The sequence below is a fragment of the Allobosea sp. Root670 genome, from assembly GCF_001429415.1.
GTDB classification, from domain to species: Bacteria; Pseudomonadota; Alphaproteobacteria; order Rhizobiales; family Beijerinckiaceae; genus Allobosea; species Allobosea robiniae.
Window position 1 is genome coordinate 74,266 of the sequence record NZ_LMJU01000003.1, and the last position, 19,625, is coordinate 93,890.

Consider the following 19,625-nt stretch of genomic DNA (forward strand, 5'->3'; position numbering starts at 1 on the left):
GATTGATCGATCGCCGTACAATCCGTATCCCTCTTGTCGACAAGAGGGTTTTCCATGACCGCCACCAAGACCAAGGCAATCCCCGCCCCGGAGCGCAAACGCGGCTCCGGCGTGAAATTCGTCTACGATCTGCTGCGCGATGAAATCCTCGATCTGGTCCTCCAACCCGGCTGCCCGATCGACGAGGTCCAGCTCGCCGAGCGCTTCCAGATGTCGCGCACGCCGATCCGCGAGGCACTGGTGCGGCTGGCCGGTGAAGGGCTGATCGACACGCTGCCGAACCGCTCGACCATGGTGGCCAATCTCGACTTCTTGAACATGTCGCCCTTCTTCGACGCGCTGACTCTGATGTACCGGGTGACGACCCAGCTCGCCGCCCAGAACCGCCGGCCGGAGGATCTGGAAGCAATCCGCGCGCGGCAGGCGGAATTCGCCGCCGCAGTGAAGGCGCAGGATGCGCTGGCGATGATCGCGACCAACGCCGCCTTCCATGCCGCGATCGCGGAAGCCGGGCGCAACCCCTATTTCAACAGCCTGTTCAGCCGCCTCCTCGACGAGGGCCGGCGCTTCCTGCGGCTCTACTACCAATCCTATGACGACCGGCTGCCGCAGCAATTCGTCGACGAGCACGAGACCATCGTCGCCGCGATCGTGGCCCGCGACACGGCTCTGGCGGAGCGCCTGGGGAAGGCTCATGCGGAACAGATCGTCCGCCAGATTCAGAAGCTCATGATCGGCGAGGACAGGCTCGACATCGCACTTTGAGTTTCTTGCGTAATCATTGTCGACAAAGAATATGCAAAATCCTATAATGAGCCCGAGAAGAGCGCGCCGCCGGGGTGTCGGGCTCTCCGCAAGAACGGCAGCCAGAAGGAGAGCGAGATGAAGGCCCAGATTTTCTCCGGCGTGATCCCCGCGCTGATGACCCCCTGCAAGGCGGACCGCACGCCCGATTTCGACGGGCTGGTGCGCAAGGCCAAGGAGCTGGTCGCCGGCGGCATGTCCGCCGTGGTCTATTGCGGCTCGATGGGCGACTGGCCCCTGCTGACCGATGCCCAGCGCATGGAAGGCGTCGAGCGTCTGGTGAAGGCCGGCATCCCGGTCATCGTCGGCACCGGCGCGGTCAACACCGCCTCTGCCGTCGCCCATGCCGCCCATGCCCAGAAGGTCGGCGCCAAGGGCCTGATGGTGATCCCGCGTGTCCTCTCGCGCGGCTCGGTCATCGCCGCCCAGAAGGCGCATTTCAAGGCGATCCTGACCGCCGCTCCGGACCTGCCCGCGGTAATCTACAACAGCCCCTATTACGGCTTCGCCACCCGCGCCGACCTGTTCTTTGCGCTGCGCGCCGAGCATCCGAACCTCGTCGGCTTCAAGGAATTCGGCGGCGCCGACGAAATGCGCTATGCGGCCGAGAACATCACCAGCCGCGACGACGGCGTCTCGCTGATGATCGGCATCGACACCACCGTCGTCCATGGCTACGTCAATTGCGGCGCGACCGGCGCGATCACCGGCATCGGCAACGTCCTGCCGCAGGAAGTGCTGCATCTCTGCCAGCTCTCGGTCGCCGCGGCCGCAGGCGATGCCACGGCGCGCCGCCAGGCGCAGGAGCTGGAGCAGGCGCTGGCCGTGCTCTCCTCCTTCGATGCGGGCCCGGACCTCGTCCTGTTCTTCAAGCACATGATGGTGCTGAAGGGCGACGCGGAATACGCCCTGCACTTCAACGAGACCGATGCGCTCAGCGACAGCCAGCGCGGCTATGCCGAGGCCCAGCTCAAGCTGTTCGACGCCTGGTATGCCGACTGGTCTAAGGCGAACGTCGCCCGCAAGCAGGCGGCCTGATCAACGCCCCCGCGCGGCGGAAGCCCTTCCGCCGCGCATCGCCACAATCCATGCTGGGCCTCCCGGATCGCCTGCCGCATCCGGGCCGAGAACCGGACCCGCATTCGCGAAACGCACCCGCTGATGGCCAATCTCGATGTCATCGTCATAGGCGCCGGCGTGGTCGGCCTCTCCGCTGCGATCGCAGCGCAGGGGCGCGGCCTGACGGTCACAGTGCTGGACAAAACCGGGCCGGCGGCGGGCGCCTCGGCCGGAAATGCCGGTGCCTTCGCCTTCACCGACATCCTGCCGCTGGCCTCGCCGGGTATCCTGCGCAAGGCGCCGAAATGGCTCCTGGATCCGCTCGGACCTCTCTCGGTGCCGCCAGCTTATGCGCTCAAGATCGCGCCCTGGATGTTCCGCTTCTGGCGGGCCTGCTCGCCCGCACGCGTCGCGCATTCCACGGCGGCGCAGACCGCGCTGATGGACCTGTCCAAGGCGGAGCTGGAGCCTTTTCTGCAGGAGACCGGCACTTTCGCCATGCTGCGCAAGGACGGCAATCTCCAGGTCTATGAAAGCAAGGCCGAGCTTGAGGCTTCCCTGCCAGGCTGGCAGGCCCGCGAGGAGCACGGCATCGCCTTCCGGCATCTCGACGCCGCCGGCATGGCCGAGATTCAGCCCGGCCTCGCCCCGCGCTTCACCCACGGCACTTTCACCCCCGGCTGGTATTCGATCGCCGACCCGCAGGGCTATACGGTCGCGCTGGCGGACCACTTCCGCGCCCGCGGCGGCACGATCGAGCGGCTGGAGGTCGAGAGCCTCGCGCCTTCCGACGGCGGCGTCACGATCGTGCCCCGCGGCGGCCAGACGCGGCAGGCGAAGCAGGTCGTGCTCGCGGCCGGCGCCTTCTCCCACCGCATCGCCAAGAGCCTGGGCGAGCGCATCCCGCTTGAAACCGAGCGCGGCTACAACACCACGCTGCCGCCCGATGCCTTCGACCTGCGGACACAGGTCACCTTCGGCGGCCATGGCTTCGTCGTCAGCCGGTTGTCGATCGGCATCCGCGTCGGTGGCGCCGTCGAGCTCGGCGGGCTCGACTTAGCCCCGAATTTCCGCCGCTCGGAGGCGATGCTGGCCAAGGCCCGCGCCTTCCTGCCCGGCCTCAAGCCCGATGACGGCGTGCAATGGATGGGCTTCCGCCCCTCCCTGCCGGACAGCCTGCCGGCGATCGGCCGGGCCCGCGTCACGCCACGCGTCGTCTACGCTTTCGGCCATGGCCATCTCGGCCTGACGCAATCGGCCGGCACCGCGCGGCTGGTCGCCGACCTCTTGACGGATCGGCCGCCCGCCATCGACATCGCTTCCTTCTCACCGCAGCGTTTCTGAGAGTCGGACCATGGCCAGCCACACCTTCTCCTGCATCGACGGCCACACCTGCGGCAATCCCGTGCGCCTCGTCTCCGGCGGTGGCCCGCGCCTCGAAGGCGCCAACATGCTGGAGAAGCGCGCCCATTTCCTGCGCGAATTCGACTGGATTCGCACCGGCCTGATGTTCGAGCCGCGCGGCCACGACATGATGTCGGGCTCGATCCTCTATCCGCCGACCCGCCCTGATTGCGACGTAGCCGTGCTCTTCATCGAGACCTCGGGCTGCCTGCCGATGTGCGGCCACGGCACCATCGGCACGATCACCATGGGCATCGAGAACGGGCTGATCACCCCGCGCGAGCCGGGCAAGCTCTCGATCGAGGCTCCCGCCGGCAAGGTCGATATCAGCTACCGCCAGGAGGGCCGCTTCGTCGAGGAGGTCCGCCTGACCAATGTGCCGGGCTTCCTCTATGCGGAAGGCCTGACGGCGGAGGTCGAGGGCCTCGGCGAGATCGTCGTCGACGTCGCCTATGGCGGTAATTTCTACGCGATCGTCGAGCCCCAGAAGAACTTCCGGGACATGGCCGACCATACCGCCGGCGAACTGGTCGGCTGGTCGCCCAAGCTGCGCGCCGCGCTGAACAAGAAATACGAATTCGTCCATCCCGAGCATCCCGAGATCCAGGGGCTCAGCCATATCCAGTGGACCGGCAAGGCGACGAAGCCGGAGGCCCATGCCCGCAACGCCGTGTTCTACGGCGACAAGGCGATCGACCGCTCGCCCTGCGGCACTGGCACCTCGGCCCGAATGGCGCAGCTCGCCGCCAAGGGCAAGCTCGCGGTCGGCGACGAGTTCATCCATGAATCGATCATCGGCTCGCTGTTCAAGGGCCGCGTCGAGGCGGCGACGACCGTGGCCAACCGCCCGGCGATCATCCCTTCCATCGCCGGCTGGGCCCGGATGACCGGCTACAACACCATCTTCATCGACGACCGCGACCCCTTCGCCCACGGCTTCGTCGTCACCTGAGGCCGCTTCAGCTTGCGGACGGCTCGTCCGATCCTCGGCGGATCAGGAAGATCGCGGCCCCGCCGCTCATCAGCGCGAGGCAGAACCAGGTCAGCGCATAGATCAGATGCGTGTTGCGGAAACTGACCTGGGTCATGCCGCCCTGCGGCAACGGGCCGGGCTCGGTCGCCGCATCGGCATCGACGAAATAGGGCGCGACCTCGTTTAAGCCGCGCGCCGAGGCGATCGCGGCGACATCGCGCGAATACCAGCGGCCGGCCGCAGGATCGTTGCTGCGCAGAAAGCCGCCGCCGGGTTCGCTCAAACGCAATAGGCCGGCGACCTTCGTGTCCCCGCTCCCCGCCGCACGGCGCTCATCCACCCCGCGCCGATCCTCCGGCACGAAGCCGCGATTGATCAGCACGGTGAAGCCGGTATCGCTGCGGAACGGTGCCATGACCCAGAAGCCCGGCCCGCGCTCGGTCACGGCCATGGTCAGCGTCTCCGGCGCATCGAGATAGCGGCCCTGCAGGACAACGCGACGATACTCGTCGGAGGCCGCATCGATCTCGCTCCACGCCGCCGGCCCCGGCGCTGCGACCGGGGCAGCATGAATCCGCGCCTCGACGCGGGCGATCAGGCCGAGCTTCCAGCTTCGGCGCTCGACCTGCCAGGTGCCGAGGCCTGCGAAGATGAGCGTGAACAGGCAAAGCGCCGCGGCGAAAACGAACCGGGCAAAGCCACGGCGTGCCCGCCCGCCTGCATCGACCGGCATCGTACGGACCTTACATCCGGTGCATGTCCGGCATCATGTTGCTGTTGAGGTGGAACATCACCCAGAGCGAGCCGGCGAGCACGATCGCCACGATGACGAGGGTGAAGATCAGCCCCATCATGTTCCAGCCTCCCTCCGAGCGGCCGTTCATGTGCAGGAAATAGACCATGTGGACGACGATCTGCGCGGCGGCGAAAGCCATGATCACGATCGCCGTCAGCGTCGCATTCCCGAGCATGTCGTTCATGACGAGCCAGAACGGGATCGCGGTCAGGACGACCGAGAGCAGGAAGCCGGTGACATAGCCGCGCAAGCTGCCATGCGGTGCGTGATCGGCACCGTGGGCATCATGCGGTTCGGCGTGCGGTTCGACGTGGCTTTGGGAACCGCTCATTTCAGCACGCCCATCAGGTAGACGAAGGTGAAGACGCCGATCCAGATGACGTCGAGGAAGTGCCAGAACATCGAGAGGCACAGCAGGCGCCGGCGATTGGCCTCGATCAGCCCGCGCTTCGAGACCTGCACCATCAGCACCGTCAACCAGATCAGGCCGAAGGTAACGTGCAGGCCGTGCGTGCCCACCAGCGTGAAGAAGGAGGAGAGGAAGGCGCTGCGCATCGGCGTCGCGCCCTCGCGGATGAGATGCGCGAACTCGTAGAGCTCGATCGCCAGGAAGGCGAGGCCGAACAGCCCGGTGACGACGAGCCAGCGCTGCATCAGCGCCTGCTTGCCCTTGTCCATCGCCAGCATGGCAAAGCCATAGGTGATCGATGAGAACAGCAGCATGGCGGTGTTGACCGCGACCAGCCTGAGGTCGAACAGATCGGCGCCGGAAGGCCCGGCCGCGTAGTTCCGGCCCAGCACGCCATAGGTCGCGAAGAGGACTGCGAAGATCAGGCAGTCGCTCATCAGATAGAGCCAGAAGCCGAGCATGGTCGAGCCGCCGGAATGGGCGTGATCGTCCCCGGTGACGTAGAATGCCGGCACGCTCGCGGCTTGAGCCTGTGCTTTCGCCTTGGCCATCATCGCCCCTCAGGCCCGTCCGAGCTGTCGGCTTCGCGCGTCCTCTTCCCGCACGACATCGTCGGCGGGGATATGGAAGTCGCGGTCGTAGTTGAAGCTGTGGATGATCGCGGTCGCGACCACGCCGATAAAGGTCAGCGCCGCCAGCCACCAGATGTACCAGATCAAGGCGAATCCGCAGATTGTCGCAAGCCCGGCGATGATCACACCGGCGCCGGTGTTCCGTGGCATGTGGATCGGCTTGAAGCCGCCGAGCGGACGGCTATAGCCGCGCTTCTTCATGTCGGCCCAGGCATCGAGATCATGCACGATCGGCGTGAACGCGAAATTGTAGGCCGGCGGCGGCGAGGAGGTCGACCATTCCAGCGTGCGCCCGTCCCATGGGTCGCCCGTCGTGTCGCGCAATTGCTCGCGGCGGAGGATGCTGACGGCGATCTGGATGATGAAGCAGAGGATGCCCAGTGCGATCAGCACTGCGCCCATCGCCGCGACGACGAACCAGATCTGCAGCGACGGGTCCTCGAAGCGGCTGAGCCGTCGCGTCACGCCCATCAGGCCGAGCACATAGAGCGGCATGAAGGCGACGTAGAAGCCGATCACCCAGAACCAGAACGAGAGCAGGCCCCAGAACCGGTCGAGCTTGAAGCCGAAGGCCTTGGGGAACCAGTAGGCGATGCCGGCGAAGACGCCGAAGACCACGCCGCCGATGATGACGTTGTGGAAATGGGCGATCAGGAACAGGCTGTTATGCAGCACGAAATCGGCCGGCGGCACCGCCAGCATCACGCCGGTCATGCCGCCGATGACGAAGGTCAGCATGAAGGCGAGAAGCCACATCATCGGCAGCTCGAAGCGGATGCGGCCGCGATACATCGTGAACAGCCAGTTGAAGATCTTCGCCCCCGTCGGGATCGAGATGATCATCGTCGTGATGCCGAAGAAGGAGTTCACGCTGGCGCCCGAGCCCATCGTGAAGAAATGGTGCAGCCAGACGAGATAGGACAGGATGGTGATGACCACCGTCGCATAGACCATCGAGGCATAACCGAAGAGGCGCTTGCCGCAGAAGGTCGAGGCCACCTCGGAATAGACGCCGAAGATCGGCAGGATCAGGATGTAGACCTCCGGGTGGCCCCAGATCCAGATCAGGTTCACGTACATCATCGGGTTGCCGCCGAGATCGTTCGTGAAGAAATTGGTGCCGACATAGCGGTCGAGGGTCAGCAGCGCGAGCGTCGCCGCCAGGATCGGGAAGGTCGCGACGATCAGGACGTTGGTGCAGAGCGCGGTCCAGGTGAAGACCGGCATCCGCATCATCTCCATGCCGGGCGCCCGCATCTTCACGATGGTCGCGATCAGGTTGACGCCGGACAATGTCGTACCCACGCCTGCGATCTGCAGGGCCCATAGGTAGTAGTCCATGCCCACCCCGGGCGAGTAGGCGGCCCCCGAAAGCGGCGGATAGGCGAGCCAGCCGACCTTGGCGAATTCGCCGATGAACAGCGACATCATCACCAGCACGGCGCCGCTCACCGTCATCCAGAACGAGAAATTGTTGAGGAAGGGGAAGGCGACGTCGCGCGCGCCGATCTGCAGCGGCACGACATAGTTCATCAGGCCGGTGACGAAGGGCATCGCCACGAAGAAGATCATGATCACGCCATGCGCCGTGAAGATCTGGTCGTAATGATGCGGCGGCAGGTAACCCTCGTTGCCGGCAAACGCGATCGCCTGCTGGCCGCGCATCATCAGCGCGTCGGCGAAGCCGCGCAGCAGCATGATCACGCCGAGGATCATGTACATGATCCCGATCTTCTTGTGGTCGACGCTGGTGAACCACTCATGCCAGAGATAGCCCCAGAGCTTGAGCCGAGTGACCAGCGTGACGAGCGCGAGGCCGCCGAGCGCGACCGCGGCGAAGGTCCCGATCAGGATCGGCTCGTGATAGGGGATCGCCTCAAAGGTGAAGCGCCCGAAGATCAGCTTCCACCAGTCGGGATAGGAGGTCATCGTTCCCAGCCTCAGTTGGCGACGCGCGCGGTGACGCCCGCGGTGCCGTAGACATCGGTCGGCGTGCAGATCGCCGTCACGAACGGACGCGGCGGCATCGGCTGCCCGCCCCGGCGCACGCTCTTGTCGTATTCGAGCTGCGCGACGATATGGATGCCCTCCTTGCCGCCACCGCCCTTGGCGTCCAGCGCCATCATGTCGCGCGTGCACATCTTGGCCCGGTCGACGCACATGTTGAGGATGGCGCTGAATAGGTCAGACGGAATGTCGCGGAAATAGCGAACCGCCTCGCGCTCGCTCGGCTTCTCCAGCACGAGATACTCCTCGCGCCCCAGCGTGCTGCCGGTGCGGATCGCACCCTGCACCCAGTCGCCGAAAGCCTTGTCGTCGACACCGCGGAAGCGGAAGCGCATGTCGGAGAAGCCGGCGCCGCTATAATTGGCCGAGAAGCCCTCGAACTCGCCGGCATGGTTGATCACGGCGTTGAGCTTCGTCTGCATACCCGGCATCGCGTAGATCTGGCCGGCCAGGGCGGGAATGAAGAGCGAGTTCATCACCGAGGACGAGGTGATGCGGAACTCGATCGGCTGGTCGACCGGCGCCACCACCTCGTTGAGCGAGGCGATGCCTTGCGCCGGGTAGAGGAACAGCCATTTCCAGTCGAGCGCGACGACCTCGATGACGAGCGGCTCCTTGCGGGTCCCGTTTCCGCCGGCCTTCGCCTCGACTGCCGGCTTGCCGGCGCTGATGCGGTCGAGCGGGCGGTAAGGGTCGAGCAGATGCGTGCCCATCCAGGTCATGGCGCCGATGACGATGATGATCAGCAGTGGCACCGACCAGATCACCACCTCCAGCGGCAGCGAATGGTTCCACTCCGGATCGTAGCTGGCCTTGGCCGAGGCGCGGTAGCGCCAGGCGAAGAAGATCGTCAGCGCCATCACCGGCACGATGATCAGCAGCATCAGCCCGGTCGAGGCGAGCAGCAGGTTGCGTTGTTGCAACGCAACATCGCCGGACGGACCGAGCAGCACCATCTGGCAGCCGCCGAGCAGCGCGAAGAGCGGCAGGACCGCTAAAAAACGAAAGATCCGCAAGAGACTCGAGACCTCCCTCATCCGGGACTGCCGTTCTCTATTCCCATTCTTTCGCACCGCACATAAGACAATCTGTCTCATTGCGATGGTTTGACGGGTGGCTTCTATCCACCGTATCCATTTGTACGAGGTGCGGGCAAGTCCGGTTCGGCCGGCTCGCCTCCCAACGAGGAATTCGCGGTCATGAGCGCTGACGCGGCGAACCATTCAACGAGACATCCGGCGGACGAACATGGCCGCGACCACGTGTCGCCGGCCGATATCGCGCTCGGCGTCATCATCGGCCGGACCTCGGAATATTTCGATTTCTTCGTCTTCGGCCTCGGCTGCGTGCTGGTTTTCCCCGAGCTGGTCTTCCCCTTCGCCGACCGCCTGACAGGCACGATCTATTCCTTCGGCATCTTTGCGCTGGCTTTCGTCACCCGCCCGATCGGCTCGGTGCTGTTCTTCGCCATCGACCGCCGTTACGGCCGCGCGACCAAGCTCACCGCCGCCCTCTTCCTGCTCGGCGGCTCAACGGCGGGCGTCGCCTTCCTGCCGGGCTATGCGACGCTCGGCATCTGGTCGATCGTCATCCTCGCGGGCTTCCGACTCCTGCAGGGCATCGCGCTCGGCGGCGCCTGGGACGGGCTGTCCTCGCTGCTTGCGCTCAATGCCCCGCCCAACCGCCGCGGCTGGTATGCGATGCTGCCGCAGCTCGGAGCGCCCTTCGGCTTCATCCTCGCGGCCGGGCTCTTCGCCTATTTCGAGGGTGCGCTCTCGAAGCAGGATTTCCTCGGCTGGGGCTGGCGCTATCCCTTCTTCGTCGCGCTGACGATCAACGTCGTCGCGCTCTTCGCCCGCCTGCGCATGGTCGCGACCCAGGAATTCGCCCAGCTGATGCAAACCCGTGAGCTGATGCCGGTCCCGGTATTCGAGCTCATCCGCATCCACGGCCGCACCCTCATCGTCGGCGCCTTCGTGCCGCTGGCGAGCTTCGCGCTCTTCCACCTCGTCACCATCTTCCCGGTGAGCTGGATCAATCTCTTCACCGACCGCTCCGTCTCCGAGTTCCTGCTGGTACAGGCCGCCGGCGGCGTGGTCGGCGCAGGCGCGATCGTCACCTCCGGCCTGATCGCCGACCAGATCGGGCGCCGCAACACGCTGCTGCTCTCGGGCGGGATGATCGCGCTGTTCAGCCTGTCGAGCATCGTCGCTCCGCTGCTCTTCGGCGACAGCCTTGCCGGCCAGACGATCTACGTGATCATCGGCTTCGGCCTGCTCGGCCTCGCCTATGGCCAGACGGCCGGCGCGGTCGCGTCCAGCTTCAAGGCGCAATACCGCTACACCGGCGCGGCCCTGACCTCCGACTTCGCCTGGCTGATCGGCGCCGGTTTCGCCCCGCTGGTCGCGCTGACCCTGTCGAGCAGCTTCGGCCTTGCCTGGGTCGGCCTCTACCTGCTCTCCGGCGCGCTCTGCACGCTGGCGGCCCTGTGGATCGACCGGCGACTGGAAGGGCGCTACGGCTAAGGCATTCTCCGTCCCGGCCCCCTGCCGGTACAGGAAGCGGTGGCGCCGCGTCATCCGCCTCGACGACGGGAATTCGCACGCGCTTCAGGACCGCTTCCGGCAGAGCGCGGCTTCGGCCTTCGTCGCCTCGCGGACGATGCGCGTGGCGGCGACAGGCGGCTTGCGGCCCTCATCGATCTCGCCGGCGAAGACGATCGTGCCGTAATAGGTGCCGCTGACCTCCGCCACGCGCTTGCGCTCGGCTTCCGTCAGTTGCGTCAGCGACGCGTCCGTGCGCGACAGGCGCCGGTTGGAGGGCAGGAGCAGGACGTCGCGGGCCGGGCATGGCGCCCGGAAGCAGCGCAGGCCGTTGTCGCAAGCGACGAACAGGGTTTCAGCCTGAACGGGTTGCCAGAGCAGGAAGCACAGGGCCGATGCGGCGACGATCCTCATGATGTCCTGTCCTCCCATACCGCGCGGGGGGCGTCGTCCATACGGATGACGCCCCCCGCTTTTCAGAAACAAGCGCGAAACCGCATCGAGCCGTCAGGCGGCCTGGGGCTGCTCCGCCGGCGCCAGATAGGCGCTCTGGAAGGTCGACATCACATGCGCGACCATGTCGCGGGCAATGTGGAGCTGATCGTCCTGGAAGGCGAGCGCGCGGGGCGAGTTCAACACGATCTCGTAGCTCGGGAAGTAGTCGACGAAGTCGTGGCGCCGGAACAATTCCTCCGCCACCGCCCGCAGCAGCGATTTCGAGGCGCTGTTGGCGACGATGACATCCGCATCCTTGAAGGTCGCGCCGAACGGCACCGGCGAGACCGTGACGACGAAGCGCATCTCGGGGTGGCAATGCTCGCGGATCAGCCCGATGATCTCCTCCATGTCGGCGAGCGTCGCATCGTAGCCGTAATCGACGAAGCGGAAGCGCTCCGGCATCCGCTGCAGCCAGGTCGGGCCGGGATGGGCGTTCATGGCGATGCCTGTCTCGGCGTCCTGCCAGGTCTCGGTCAGGCCGAGCGTGAAGAAGCAGATGCGCGCCTGCTTGATCTGCGCGGTCGCCTCGGTGAGGAGCCTGCGGTTGGCGAAGGCGCTCTCGCGATCCAGCAATCGCAATCCGCTGGCCTGCGGATCGAACCATTGCCCGGGCGCGAGCTCGATCAGCCCCTCGTCGGGATAGCTCTCGCCGAGCAGCACGCGCTTCAGCTCATGAGTCATCGAGCGCACCGAATACTTGTTGAGCGCGCCCCGGCTGAGCTGGCCGCGATCGGCCCCGCCGCCGCGGCCGGTTTCCTCGCTCCAGCTCTCGAAATGCTCGGCCGGCACGCCATGGCCTGCGAGCAGCAGCGGCAGGCCGCGCAGCATCAGGATGTTCTCGACCTCGCGCGCGAAGCAGGAGCCCATGGTGAAGATCGGCCAGGACGGGTCGATCCTGAATTTCGGCTTGTGCGCCACGGCGAGATAGTCACCGGTCGTCAGGCGCTCCCTGGCCATCTTCTCGGGCTTGCCGGAGGTCCAGCCGCGCACCGGGTTGCCGCGCATGATCGAAAGGGCCGTGCCTGCATCGTATTCGATCTTCATGATCGTCTCCTGGTTCGTGGAAACCGATAGCCGGAAGGCCTTCGCGCCCCGCCGGGCTTGGCGAAGCCATTCATGCCCCCGGAGCAGCCTTCACATCCTGTGGGGAATGCCGTTCCGGTCGAGAAAGCCGCGCATCCGGTCGTAGGAGCCGGCATAGCTCTTCGCGAGGCCGTTCAGCGCCGCCTCCTGATAGACCGCGCGCCAGCCGCCCTCCGCCAAGGCCGCCTCGGGCACGACCGGAATCTTCAGCGTCTCGGCCAGCTCCTGGCTGCGCGTGTCATAGGCGACGAGCACGCCAGGCACGCCATGCGCGACGGCCGGCAGCACGCCATGGACGCGATAGCCCACGGCAAGGTCCTGCGAGCGGGCGAAGGCGTCGTAATGCTCGACATCGAAGAACGAGAAGAGCTGCTTCTCGTAGATCCGGCGCATCGCGGCGTCGTCCGATCCGCTCCACCAGCCGGTGCGGGTGAATTCGGCGACAGCCTTCTCCTTGGCCACGGGGTCGCGCAGGAAGAACGCCTTCTCCTCCTGCTCGCCATGCGAGGACATCACCATCTCGCTCTGGCTGTCGACCTTGAGCAGGGCAGCCTTCTGGTTGCGCAGATAGGCTTCCGGATCGGCGGTATAGCTCTTGTCGGCCTCGCGGCGCAGGCTGAACGCGACCTTGCGGATATCGCGCTGGTCTGGGATGCGGATCTTGAGGTCGCGATTGCGGGTGCGGAAGATCGAGGGACAGCCGACCACCTCGACATTGCGGATGCCGTTCTGCCGGAGCGTCTCGGCACTGAAGGCACCGCGCACGCCGATCGCCGCCGAGCGCTCGGCCACGATCGACCAGAAGCGCTTCGAAGCCTCGGGCAGTTCGATCTTGCGGTTCTGGCTCGCCTGCGCGCCGACGCCGATGGCGTAGACCGGCAGCTTGACCTTCTCCAGCACCTCGACGGCGCGGAACCATTCCATGCTCTCATGGATGAAATTCGAGCCGCGCACGAAGACGAAATCGAACTCGCTGGCATAGCGCGCGATATCGGCATCCGTGGGCGACATGATCTTCATCGGCTCCAGATGCGCGTAATCGAGGAGCTTCAGCGTGGAATCGTAGACGATCATGTCGCCGATGTTGAAGTAGTCGCTGAGCAGCTTCTCCATCGGCGCGCGATACCAGCGCACCTTGTCGTGGTCGTAGACCTCGCCCGCCGGATAGATCACCAGCGCCCGCAGGGCCTTGGTCTTCGACACCGGGCGCAGTTCCGAGCCGGGCGCCAACACGCCGGTGCGGGCATCCGCGATCGCGATGGAGCGCAGCCGTGTCTCAGGCAGGGCCGGCAGCGGAATGGCGATCTCCGCCACCGTCGCATCGCCGGTGACGAGCGCGCCCGGATGGATCGTGGCGTATTCCTGCCCATCGAGCAGCAGGCGCAGCGGCGCCCAGGCTCCGCCGGGCTCGCGCGCCACGAGGACCACGACCTCCTGCGTGGTCGCGCGCAGGATTTTCATGGGCAGCACGGCCTGGCTGGCCGGAACAGGGTGCGCGGGCGCGTTCATGAGCCCTCCTTGACGAAGCGAAGTTTCAGGCGGACCAGATCGCGGTCGGGGCCGAGCTTGCAGCCGGCGACATGCATCCTGGTCATGAACAGATAGGGCTGATCGCCCGTGGTCTCGAAGTTGCGCGAGGGTGAGGCCGGATCGGCGATAGCCCCGTAGCCATAGCGCTCACGGTCGCTGCAATCCTTGCTCCACATCGTCGGGTGCGTGACCAGCGTCTGCAGCGGCGACCAGGTCACGAGGTCCTTCGACCAGCTATAGGCGACGCGCCCACCGACAATGCCCTGACGGGGATCGGGGCCGAGATGGAAGATCGCGAGCCATTGCCCGCTCGCCTCGTGCCGGGTGACCGAGCCGACCGTGGTCGGCAGGTGCTTCAGCGGCTGGCACGGCCGCGCCTGGCTGAGATCGTCGCGATAGGGATCGACCGCCGGAATCGTGAAATCCTGCCCGTCGAAGGCGCGCCAGGTCGTCGGATCCTTGAGGTCCGTCGACCGGAACAGGCAGACGCCGTTCTTCTGGCCCTCTCCGCCGGTCGTCGCGATCAGCGAATACCAGGCGCCGTCCTGCTGGACGATGTTCGACGGGTTGAAGAAGCCGCGATGCCGGCCCTGCCCGACATCCTGCTTGTAGGGCGGTGCCGCCACTAAGGGGCGCGGCTCGTCGGTCCTGAAGCTGCGCCCGCCATCATCGGACCGGGCCGCGGTGACGACATTGTACCAGCAGCTCATCGCCTCCTTGAAGCGACAGGCGCCGGGATGCTTGTCGGCGTGGTATTCGGCATGGATCAGCGCCTGGACATGGCGGCCGTCATCAGTCCAGGTCGCGGCAATCCAGCTCTTGTCGCTGAACTGGCTCGGATCAGCGCTGTTCTTCGCCTGGAAGGAGACCGCGCAGCTCTTGCGGAGCGACGTGAGGTCACGGCCGATCAGCGGGCGACTGCGGTAATGGCTGGCGAAGGCGACGACCTCGCCCTTGTCGTCGCGGAAGGCGCGCAGGGGCGCGTCCGGCAGGTCCCATTCCTCGCAGCGCTCGCGCGCCCAGGAGACCACCGTCTCCTCCTGCGCGCCGGGCGCGAGCTCGAGCCGGTAGCCCTGCGCGACCGCGGGCAGCGCCAGCAGCAGCAGGCATGCGGCCGACAGGGCCGCCTGCAGGGCGCGAGCGCCCCTCATGCCACCTTCCTTTCCGGCGCGGGCGCCTGTTGGGCAGCCGCAACCGGCTTGACCATCTTGTGGTCGACCTTGTTCTCGCTGAGGAATGCGCTCATCGCGCGGTAGACCTGCCCATAGGCGGCGTTGAAGCGATCGAAGCGCGCCTGATCCCAGTGTTCCTCCAACCTGAAATCCTGGCCGGCGAAGACGTCGATGCTCGGGATCTTGAAGGTGTCCGCGAACTCGACAGTGCGGCTGTCATAGGTGAAGTAGATCGAGGGCGTGCCGTTCGCGAGCGCCATCAGGTTGCCGTGCAGACGGTAGCCGAGCACGAGGTCGAGCCCACGCACCAATCGCTCGTATTCAGCGACTACGTCGGAATAGAACATCCGGGTCTGGTAGAGACGCTCGACCTGCTCGTCGAGATACCAGCTATTGGCCCATTCATTGGCGCGCAGTGCCGTCATCGCCTGCGCCTGCTGGTCGATAGTGCCGAGCGCGAGCTTCTTCTCCTCGACCTCGCCCTGCGACATCAGCGTGACCTCGAAACGATCCGCCATCGCCTTCACCAGCGAGCGGTGGAAGGTGAGGTAGCGCTTGATGTCCTGCGCATAGGTCTTGGAGACCTCGCGCCTGAGCGTCACGCCAGCGGTCTTGACCTGCTCCAGCGGCGGCAGCCGGATGGCGAGATTGGGATCGTTGTTCCGGAACGCGGTCGGGCAGCCGATGATGCGGACATTCTTGATGCCGAGATCGTTCAGCACCTCCGCCGAATAGGTGCCGCGCACGCCGAGCGAGGCCGTCGAATCCGAAATGAGCTTGAGCACCGTTTTGGTGTCCTCGCTCAGTTGCAGCTTGCCGCTGACGGGCGCCTGCGCGCCGATGCCGAAGGCAATGACCGGGATCTTCAGCCGGCGCAGCACATCCGCCGCCTGCGCCCAGTTCATCTGCGCATGGACATAGTTGGAGCCGCGCAGGAAGACATAATCGTACTCGGCATTGAGCCGGTCGATCATCGCGGGATCGACGCGGTCGATCGGCAACTCGTCGAGCTTCTCGAAATTGAGCAGCTTCAGCGAGGAATCGAAGACGAAGGCGTCGCCGATATTGTGGTAGTGCTCGATATGGCTCTGCAGATCGGCATGGCGATACCAGCGGACATTGTCGTGGTCATAGACCTCCCCGGAGGGGCTGATGACGAGGATGCGGGCCATGGTCGGGTCCCCCTGTTCTTTCGTTATGGTTTCAGGCGATCATCGCGGCAGGGTCCTGCCGCACGGGCGCAGGCTTGCTGCGTTCCGCCAGCAGGCGGCGGTAGAGATCGAGATGCGTCCCGGCGCATTCGACATGGCTCATCGGCTGCTTGATGCCGCCGCGCAGTCGGTCCCAGAGGCCGGGCTCGGTCAGCGCGCGCGTCATGCAATCGACGAGGTCTTCCGGGCTGCCCGGCCGGAAATGCAGGCCGTCGACCTCGTCGGTGATCTTCTCGGCCATGCCGCCGAGATTGCTCGCCAGGATCGGGCGGCCGTGGAAGAACGCCTCCTGGATCACGATCGGCGAGTTCTCCCACCAGACCGAGGGCATCACCATCCAGTCGACCGAGCGCATCAGGTTGGGCATTTCACGGTTCTGGAAGGCGCCGCAGAAGCGCACCCGCCGTCCGGCCGCCTCGACGAGCTTGGCGAACTTGTCCTGATAGGCCTGCGGCTGCCGTTCCAGGTTGCCGCCATAGACCAGCAGGATCGAATCCTCGCCCCAGACGTCCTCGGGAATGCGCGTCACCGCATCGATCAGCACGTCGGCGCCCTTGTAGGGCGTGAGCTGGCCGAAATAGGCGAAGCGCGAACGCCGCCCCTTGCCCTCCGGGAGTGGCCGGGGTGGCGCGGCGCCGGCGACGTCGATGCCGTTCTCGATCACCGAGAAACGATCCTCGGCGAGGCCCCAGTCGACATAGCGGTCGACGAGGAAGCGGCTCGGCGAGACGAAATGGTCCGCGAGCCCCAGCATGCCCTTGATGAAGGTCTCGCGCGCCAGGAATCGCGCCGGCGAGATGTCGGGGAAGCAGGCGTTGCAGTCGGTCGGCGACGCCTGGTAGCAGAGCTTGAAGGCGCCGGTCTTCACCATCTGGCCATGGTGGTGGCAGATCGAGAGATATTCGTGGAAGGTCACCACGATCAGCGCGTCCGGCAGCGCATCACGCACCGCGAACAGGCATTCGAGGCCGAGCCCGATGAAATGGTGGAAATGCACCACATCCGGCTTCAGGTCGTTCAGCACGCGGACGAAATCGCGCTCGATCTCCTCGGTTGCCCGGTTCGAGATCAGGAAGTGGTCGTAATCCTCGGCGTAGTAGAGCAATTCGCCGCCGCGCTGGCGCAGGCTCATCAGCGCCGTGCCGGCATGGCGCGGCGTCGGCGCGCCGACGCGGGCGAGGAAATGGGAATCGACGCCTTCGCCGGCCTGCAACCCCTTGTGCAGGTTGTAGGAGGCCACCTCCGCGCCACCCAGGGACATCGAAGGATGGCCGTGCGATATCACGAGAACCCGCATCCTCAGCCTTTCATGTTGGAGATGGCGAGCGCCCAGCGCCGGTCGAAGCTGGTGCGGTCGGCAAGCTGCGCGAGCACACCCGCATGCGGCGCGGCGGTCTCGCCGTCATCGACCGCGTAGACCTCGACATCGGGCACCCAGAGCGAGGGCGAGCCCGCCATCCGGAGCTTGAGGCAGAGATCGAGCCCCTTCTCCGCCGTGGTGAAATAGTTGCGCGCGAAGCCGCCGACCTCGATGAAGGCGGCGCGCGACAGCACGCAGCATTCGCTGGCGCCCGCCGCGACCTCCATCGGGCCGAGATTGCCGACGGCCTCCAGCGGATAGCCGACGAAACGGTTGGCGATGCGCCGGCTCGCGCCCTCGCCTTCCAGCCAGGCGCCGGCCCAGCGGATCGAATCGTCCTCGAAGAGCAGCGTCGGGCTCGCCACGCATTGGCCGCCGCGCGCGCGGTAGGCCCGCTCCAGCCGGCCGAGCCAGCCGGGCATTCGGATCTGGGCGGCACCGGACAACAGAGCGACAGTGTTGAAGCGGCAGGCGCGAACGCCAGCCTCCAGCGCATCGCAGGCATCCTCGACGCCCTCGACCGCAACGAGCCGCACCGACAATCCATAGAAGCGCGCGAGCCGGCGCGCTTCCGCGCCGACGCGGTCGAAGCTCTCCGAGGGTGCCGCGAGCACGATCGGCAAGGGCCGCGCTTCCGGGTCCATCGCGAGCAAGGCGAACAGCGCCGACAATTCGCGATGGCGGTGATCGAGCCCGATGACGAGGCCAAGCGCAGCTTCCGGGTCGAAAGCACCGACATCGAGCGTCTCAGCAGCGCGCGGCGGCGCGATCTCGGCCGCCTGCAGCGCCGGCGCGATCTGCCGTTCGACCACGGCATTGGCCGTCGAGGAACGGGCATCGAGCAGGCCGAGCACGCGCTCGAGCGCCCGCCGCGCCGGGGCGCGATTGGGTTCGAGCGGCAGGAAGGCGGGACCGGTTCCCTGCACCTCGAAGGCGAGATGCAGCGGCTGGCCGGCCTCCGGCAGGAGTTTTGGCGCAAAGACGATGAAGCCGTGATTGTTGCGCCGGGATGCCAAGGCCGGGCCGAAGCGCGGGTCTTCCATGAAGGCCGCCGTCACGTCGGCGCGCTGCACGCGGGTCCACAAGCGGTCGACCGCGCAGGATTGGCTGCCGCTGCGCAGCGTGACGCCACCGACCCGGCGCTCGGGATCGAACAGCCAGCCGATGATGAGCACGCCGGTGCCCTCGACCACGGTCACCGAGTCGATGCCGGCCCGCACCGGCTCCTCCAGCAGGCAGACCGTGTCGCGCCCGTCGAAGCGCTGCGAGGCGCGCTTGAGCTTGTCGGCTGTCGCCTGGGGCGCGGTGCCGCGCTGCAGGCCGTCGCGCAGATGGCCGGGCACGGTGATCGGTTCGAGCAGGACGTAACGCTCATAGACCTCGAGCGCGCGCCAGCCATCATTGCCACGGAAATAGAGCCGTTCGATCTCGCCGGGGTGCTGGACGTGACAATCCTCCAACAGGCCGAAGAAGCCGCGCGCGCCCTCGCCGAGATCGTCGCGCTCGAAGGTCCCGGTTTCGAGATGGGCCGGCGACAGGCCACCATGCGAGATCAGCAGCTTCACCCGCCCGGCGGCGAAATGAGAGGTCCAGCCCTGCAGGAAGATACTGCGTTCCGCCCCCGCGATATCGTCGAGCCTGCCCATCACCTCGACGAAGCCGCCCGGCCGCGCGACCGTCTGCAGCAGCATCGCCACGGCCCTGAGGCGCCGCGGATTGGGCGCGCCGGTCAGCAGCACTTCGAGCAATCCGTCGACCACGCTCGGGAAAGCCTGCCCGGCATCATCCGCGAGTTCGGAGAGGAAAGCCTGCAGGGGCTGCGGCTTTGGCGCCAGGATCAGGCGCAGCGGCCGGCCGGGCCTGCCGATCAGCAGCGCGCCGGTGCCGCTGCCGTCGACGCTGGGCGCCGGCGCGAGACACAGGAAACCGGTGGCCGCCGAAGGTTCGGCGCCGGGCCGGCGCCAGCTCAGCACCATGGTCTGCGCGCGGTTGCGCGGATTGCCGTCGACCGCGACCGGCACCTTGGCCGGAATGGCGTCGCAGATGCTGCGGACGAGGATCGCGTTCTCGCCGAGCGGCGTCCAGGCCACGGTTGGTGCCTGCGCAACCGCCATCCTGTCGGGAACGATGACCTCGCTCATCGC

The 19,625-nt window shown here is 66.3% G+C and carries 17 protein-coding genes; 5 read left to right on the top strand and 12 right to left on the bottom strand.

All coding sequences use genetic code 11. The annotated features are described in order from the left end of the window. The first annotated feature begins 54 nt into the window (after positions 1-54). From ASE61_RS07190 to ASE61_RS07205, 4 genes are all read left to right on the top strand, one after another. A complete protein-coding gene (locus ASE61_RS07190; RefSeq protein ID WP_061966201.1) occupies positions 55-765 on the top strand; it encodes a GntR family transcriptional regulator in 711 nt (236 codons plus the stop codon). Between the two features lie 117 nt (positions 766-882). After that, positions 883-1,842, top strand: a complete 960-nt coding sequence (locus ASE61_RS07195) for a dihydrodipicolinate synthase family protein (RefSeq protein WP_061966203.1) — start codon at positions 883-885, stop codon at positions 1,840-1,842. Between the two features lie 123 nt (positions 1,843-1,965). Next, a complete protein-coding gene (locus tag ASE61_RS07200) occupies positions 1,966-3,207 on the top strand; it encodes an NAD(P)/FAD-dependent oxidoreductase (protein ID WP_061966205.1) in 1,242 nt (413 codons plus the stop codon). Between the two features lie 10 nt (positions 3,208-3,217). Further along, positions 3,218-4,219: a 4-hydroxyproline epimerase gene (locus ASE61_RS07205; protein ID WP_061966207.1), complete on the top strand. Its 1,002-nt coding sequence runs from the start codon at positions 3,218-3,220 to the stop codon at positions 4,217-4,219. Between the two features lie 7 nt (positions 4,220-4,226). Here ASE61_RS07205 and ASE61_RS07210 read toward each other — a convergent pair whose 3' ends face one another. From ASE61_RS07210 to cyoA, 5 genes are read right to left on the bottom strand one after another with little or no spacing between them, the layout of a single operon-like run. Beyond that, the gene (locus ASE61_RS07210) at positions 4,227-4,973 is read right to left on the bottom strand and encodes an SURF1 family protein (protein ID WP_061966210.1); all 747 of its coding nucleotides are present in this window, start codon (positions 4,971-4,973) and stop codon (positions 4,227-4,229) included. Between the two features lie 10 nt (positions 4,974-4,983). Further along, complete coding sequence (gene cyoD / locus ASE61_RS07215; RefSeq protein ID WP_061966211.1) at positions 4,984-5,367, bottom strand: cytochrome o ubiquinol oxidase subunit IV; 384 nt, start codon at positions 5,365-5,367, stop codon at positions 4,984-4,986. After that, a complete protein-coding gene (gene cyoC / locus ASE61_RS07220) occupies positions 5,364-5,996 on the bottom strand; it encodes a cytochrome o ubiquinol oxidase subunit III (protein WP_061966279.1) in 633 nt (210 codons plus the stop codon). The genes cyoD and cyoC overlap by 4 nt, the downstream gene beginning before the upstream one ends. A gap of 9 nt (positions 5,997-6,005) precedes the next feature. After that, on the bottom strand, positions 6,006-8,006 hold the full coding sequence (cyoB, locus tag ASE61_RS07225) for a cytochrome o ubiquinol oxidase subunit I (protein ID WP_061966214.1): 2,001 nt from the start codon (positions 8,004-8,006) through the stop codon (positions 6,006-6,008). Between the two features lie 11 nt (positions 8,007-8,017). Further along, positions 8,018-9,100 (bottom strand): ubiquinol oxidase subunit II, encoded by a 1,083-nt coding sequence (gene cyoA, locus ASE61_RS07230; RefSeq protein ID WP_156407006.1) that lies wholly within the window; start codon positions 9,098-9,100, stop codon positions 8,018-8,020. 183 nt (positions 9,101-9,283) lie between these two features. On the opposite strand from cyoA, the gene ASE61_RS07235 reads away from it, so the two are divergent. After that, on the top strand, positions 9,284-10,609 hold the full coding sequence (locus ASE61_RS07235; RefSeq protein WP_061966216.1) for an MFS transporter: 1,326 nt from the start codon (positions 9,284-9,286) through the stop codon (positions 10,607-10,609). Positions 10,610-10,693: 84 nt separating this feature from the next. On the opposite strand, the gene ASE61_RS07240 is transcribed toward ASE61_RS07235, so the two are convergent. The 7 genes from ASE61_RS07240 to ASE61_RS07270 all read right to left on the bottom strand — a co-directional run bounded on the left by ASE61_RS07240 (position 10,694) and on the right by ASE61_RS07270 (position 19,622). Then, positions 10,694-11,041 carry a hypothetical protein gene (locus ASE61_RS07240; RefSeq protein ID WP_061966218.1) on the bottom strand — a complete coding sequence of 116 codons (348 nt, stop codon included), beginning with the start codon at positions 11,039-11,041 and terminating at the stop codon, positions 10,694-10,696. Positions 11,042-11,134: 93 nt separating this feature from the next. Next, complete coding sequence (locus ASE61_RS07245; protein ID WP_061966219.1) at positions 11,135-12,169, bottom strand: GSCFA domain-containing protein; 1,035 nt, start codon at positions 12,167-12,169, stop codon at positions 11,135-11,137. Positions 12,170-12,259: 90 nt separating this feature from the next. Further along, positions 12,260-13,717 carry a polysaccharide pyruvyl transferase family protein gene (locus ASE61_RS07250; protein WP_061966221.1) on the bottom strand — a complete coding sequence of 486 codons (1,458 nt, stop codon included), beginning with the start codon at positions 13,715-13,717 and terminating at the stop codon, positions 12,260-12,262. Beyond that, positions 13,714-14,889: a hypothetical protein gene (locus ASE61_RS07255; RefSeq protein ID WP_061966223.1), complete on the bottom strand. Its 1,176-nt coding sequence runs from the start codon at positions 14,887-14,889 to the stop codon at positions 13,714-13,716. Before ASE61_RS07255 ends, ASE61_RS07250 begins: the two co-directional genes overlap by 4 nt. Then, positions 14,886-16,082 (bottom strand): polysaccharide pyruvyl transferase family protein, encoded by a 1,197-nt coding sequence (locus ASE61_RS07260; RefSeq protein WP_061966225.1) that lies wholly within the window; start codon positions 16,080-16,082, stop codon positions 14,886-14,888. Before ASE61_RS07260 ends, ASE61_RS07255 begins: the two co-directional genes overlap by 4 nt. Before the next feature lie 31 nt (positions 16,083-16,113). After that, positions 16,114-17,382, bottom strand: coding sequence for a glycosyltransferase family 4 protein (locus ASE61_RS07265; protein WP_320409856.1), 1,269 nt, complete (start codon positions 17,380-17,382; stop codon positions 16,114-16,116). A 38-nt stretch (positions 17,383-17,420) separates the two neighbouring features. After that, a complete protein-coding gene (locus ASE61_RS07270) occupies positions 17,421-19,622 on the bottom strand; it encodes a glycosyltransferase family 2 protein (RefSeq protein ID WP_061966228.1) in 2,202 nt (733 codons plus the stop codon). Between the last annotated feature and the right edge of the window lie 3 nt (positions 19,623-19,625).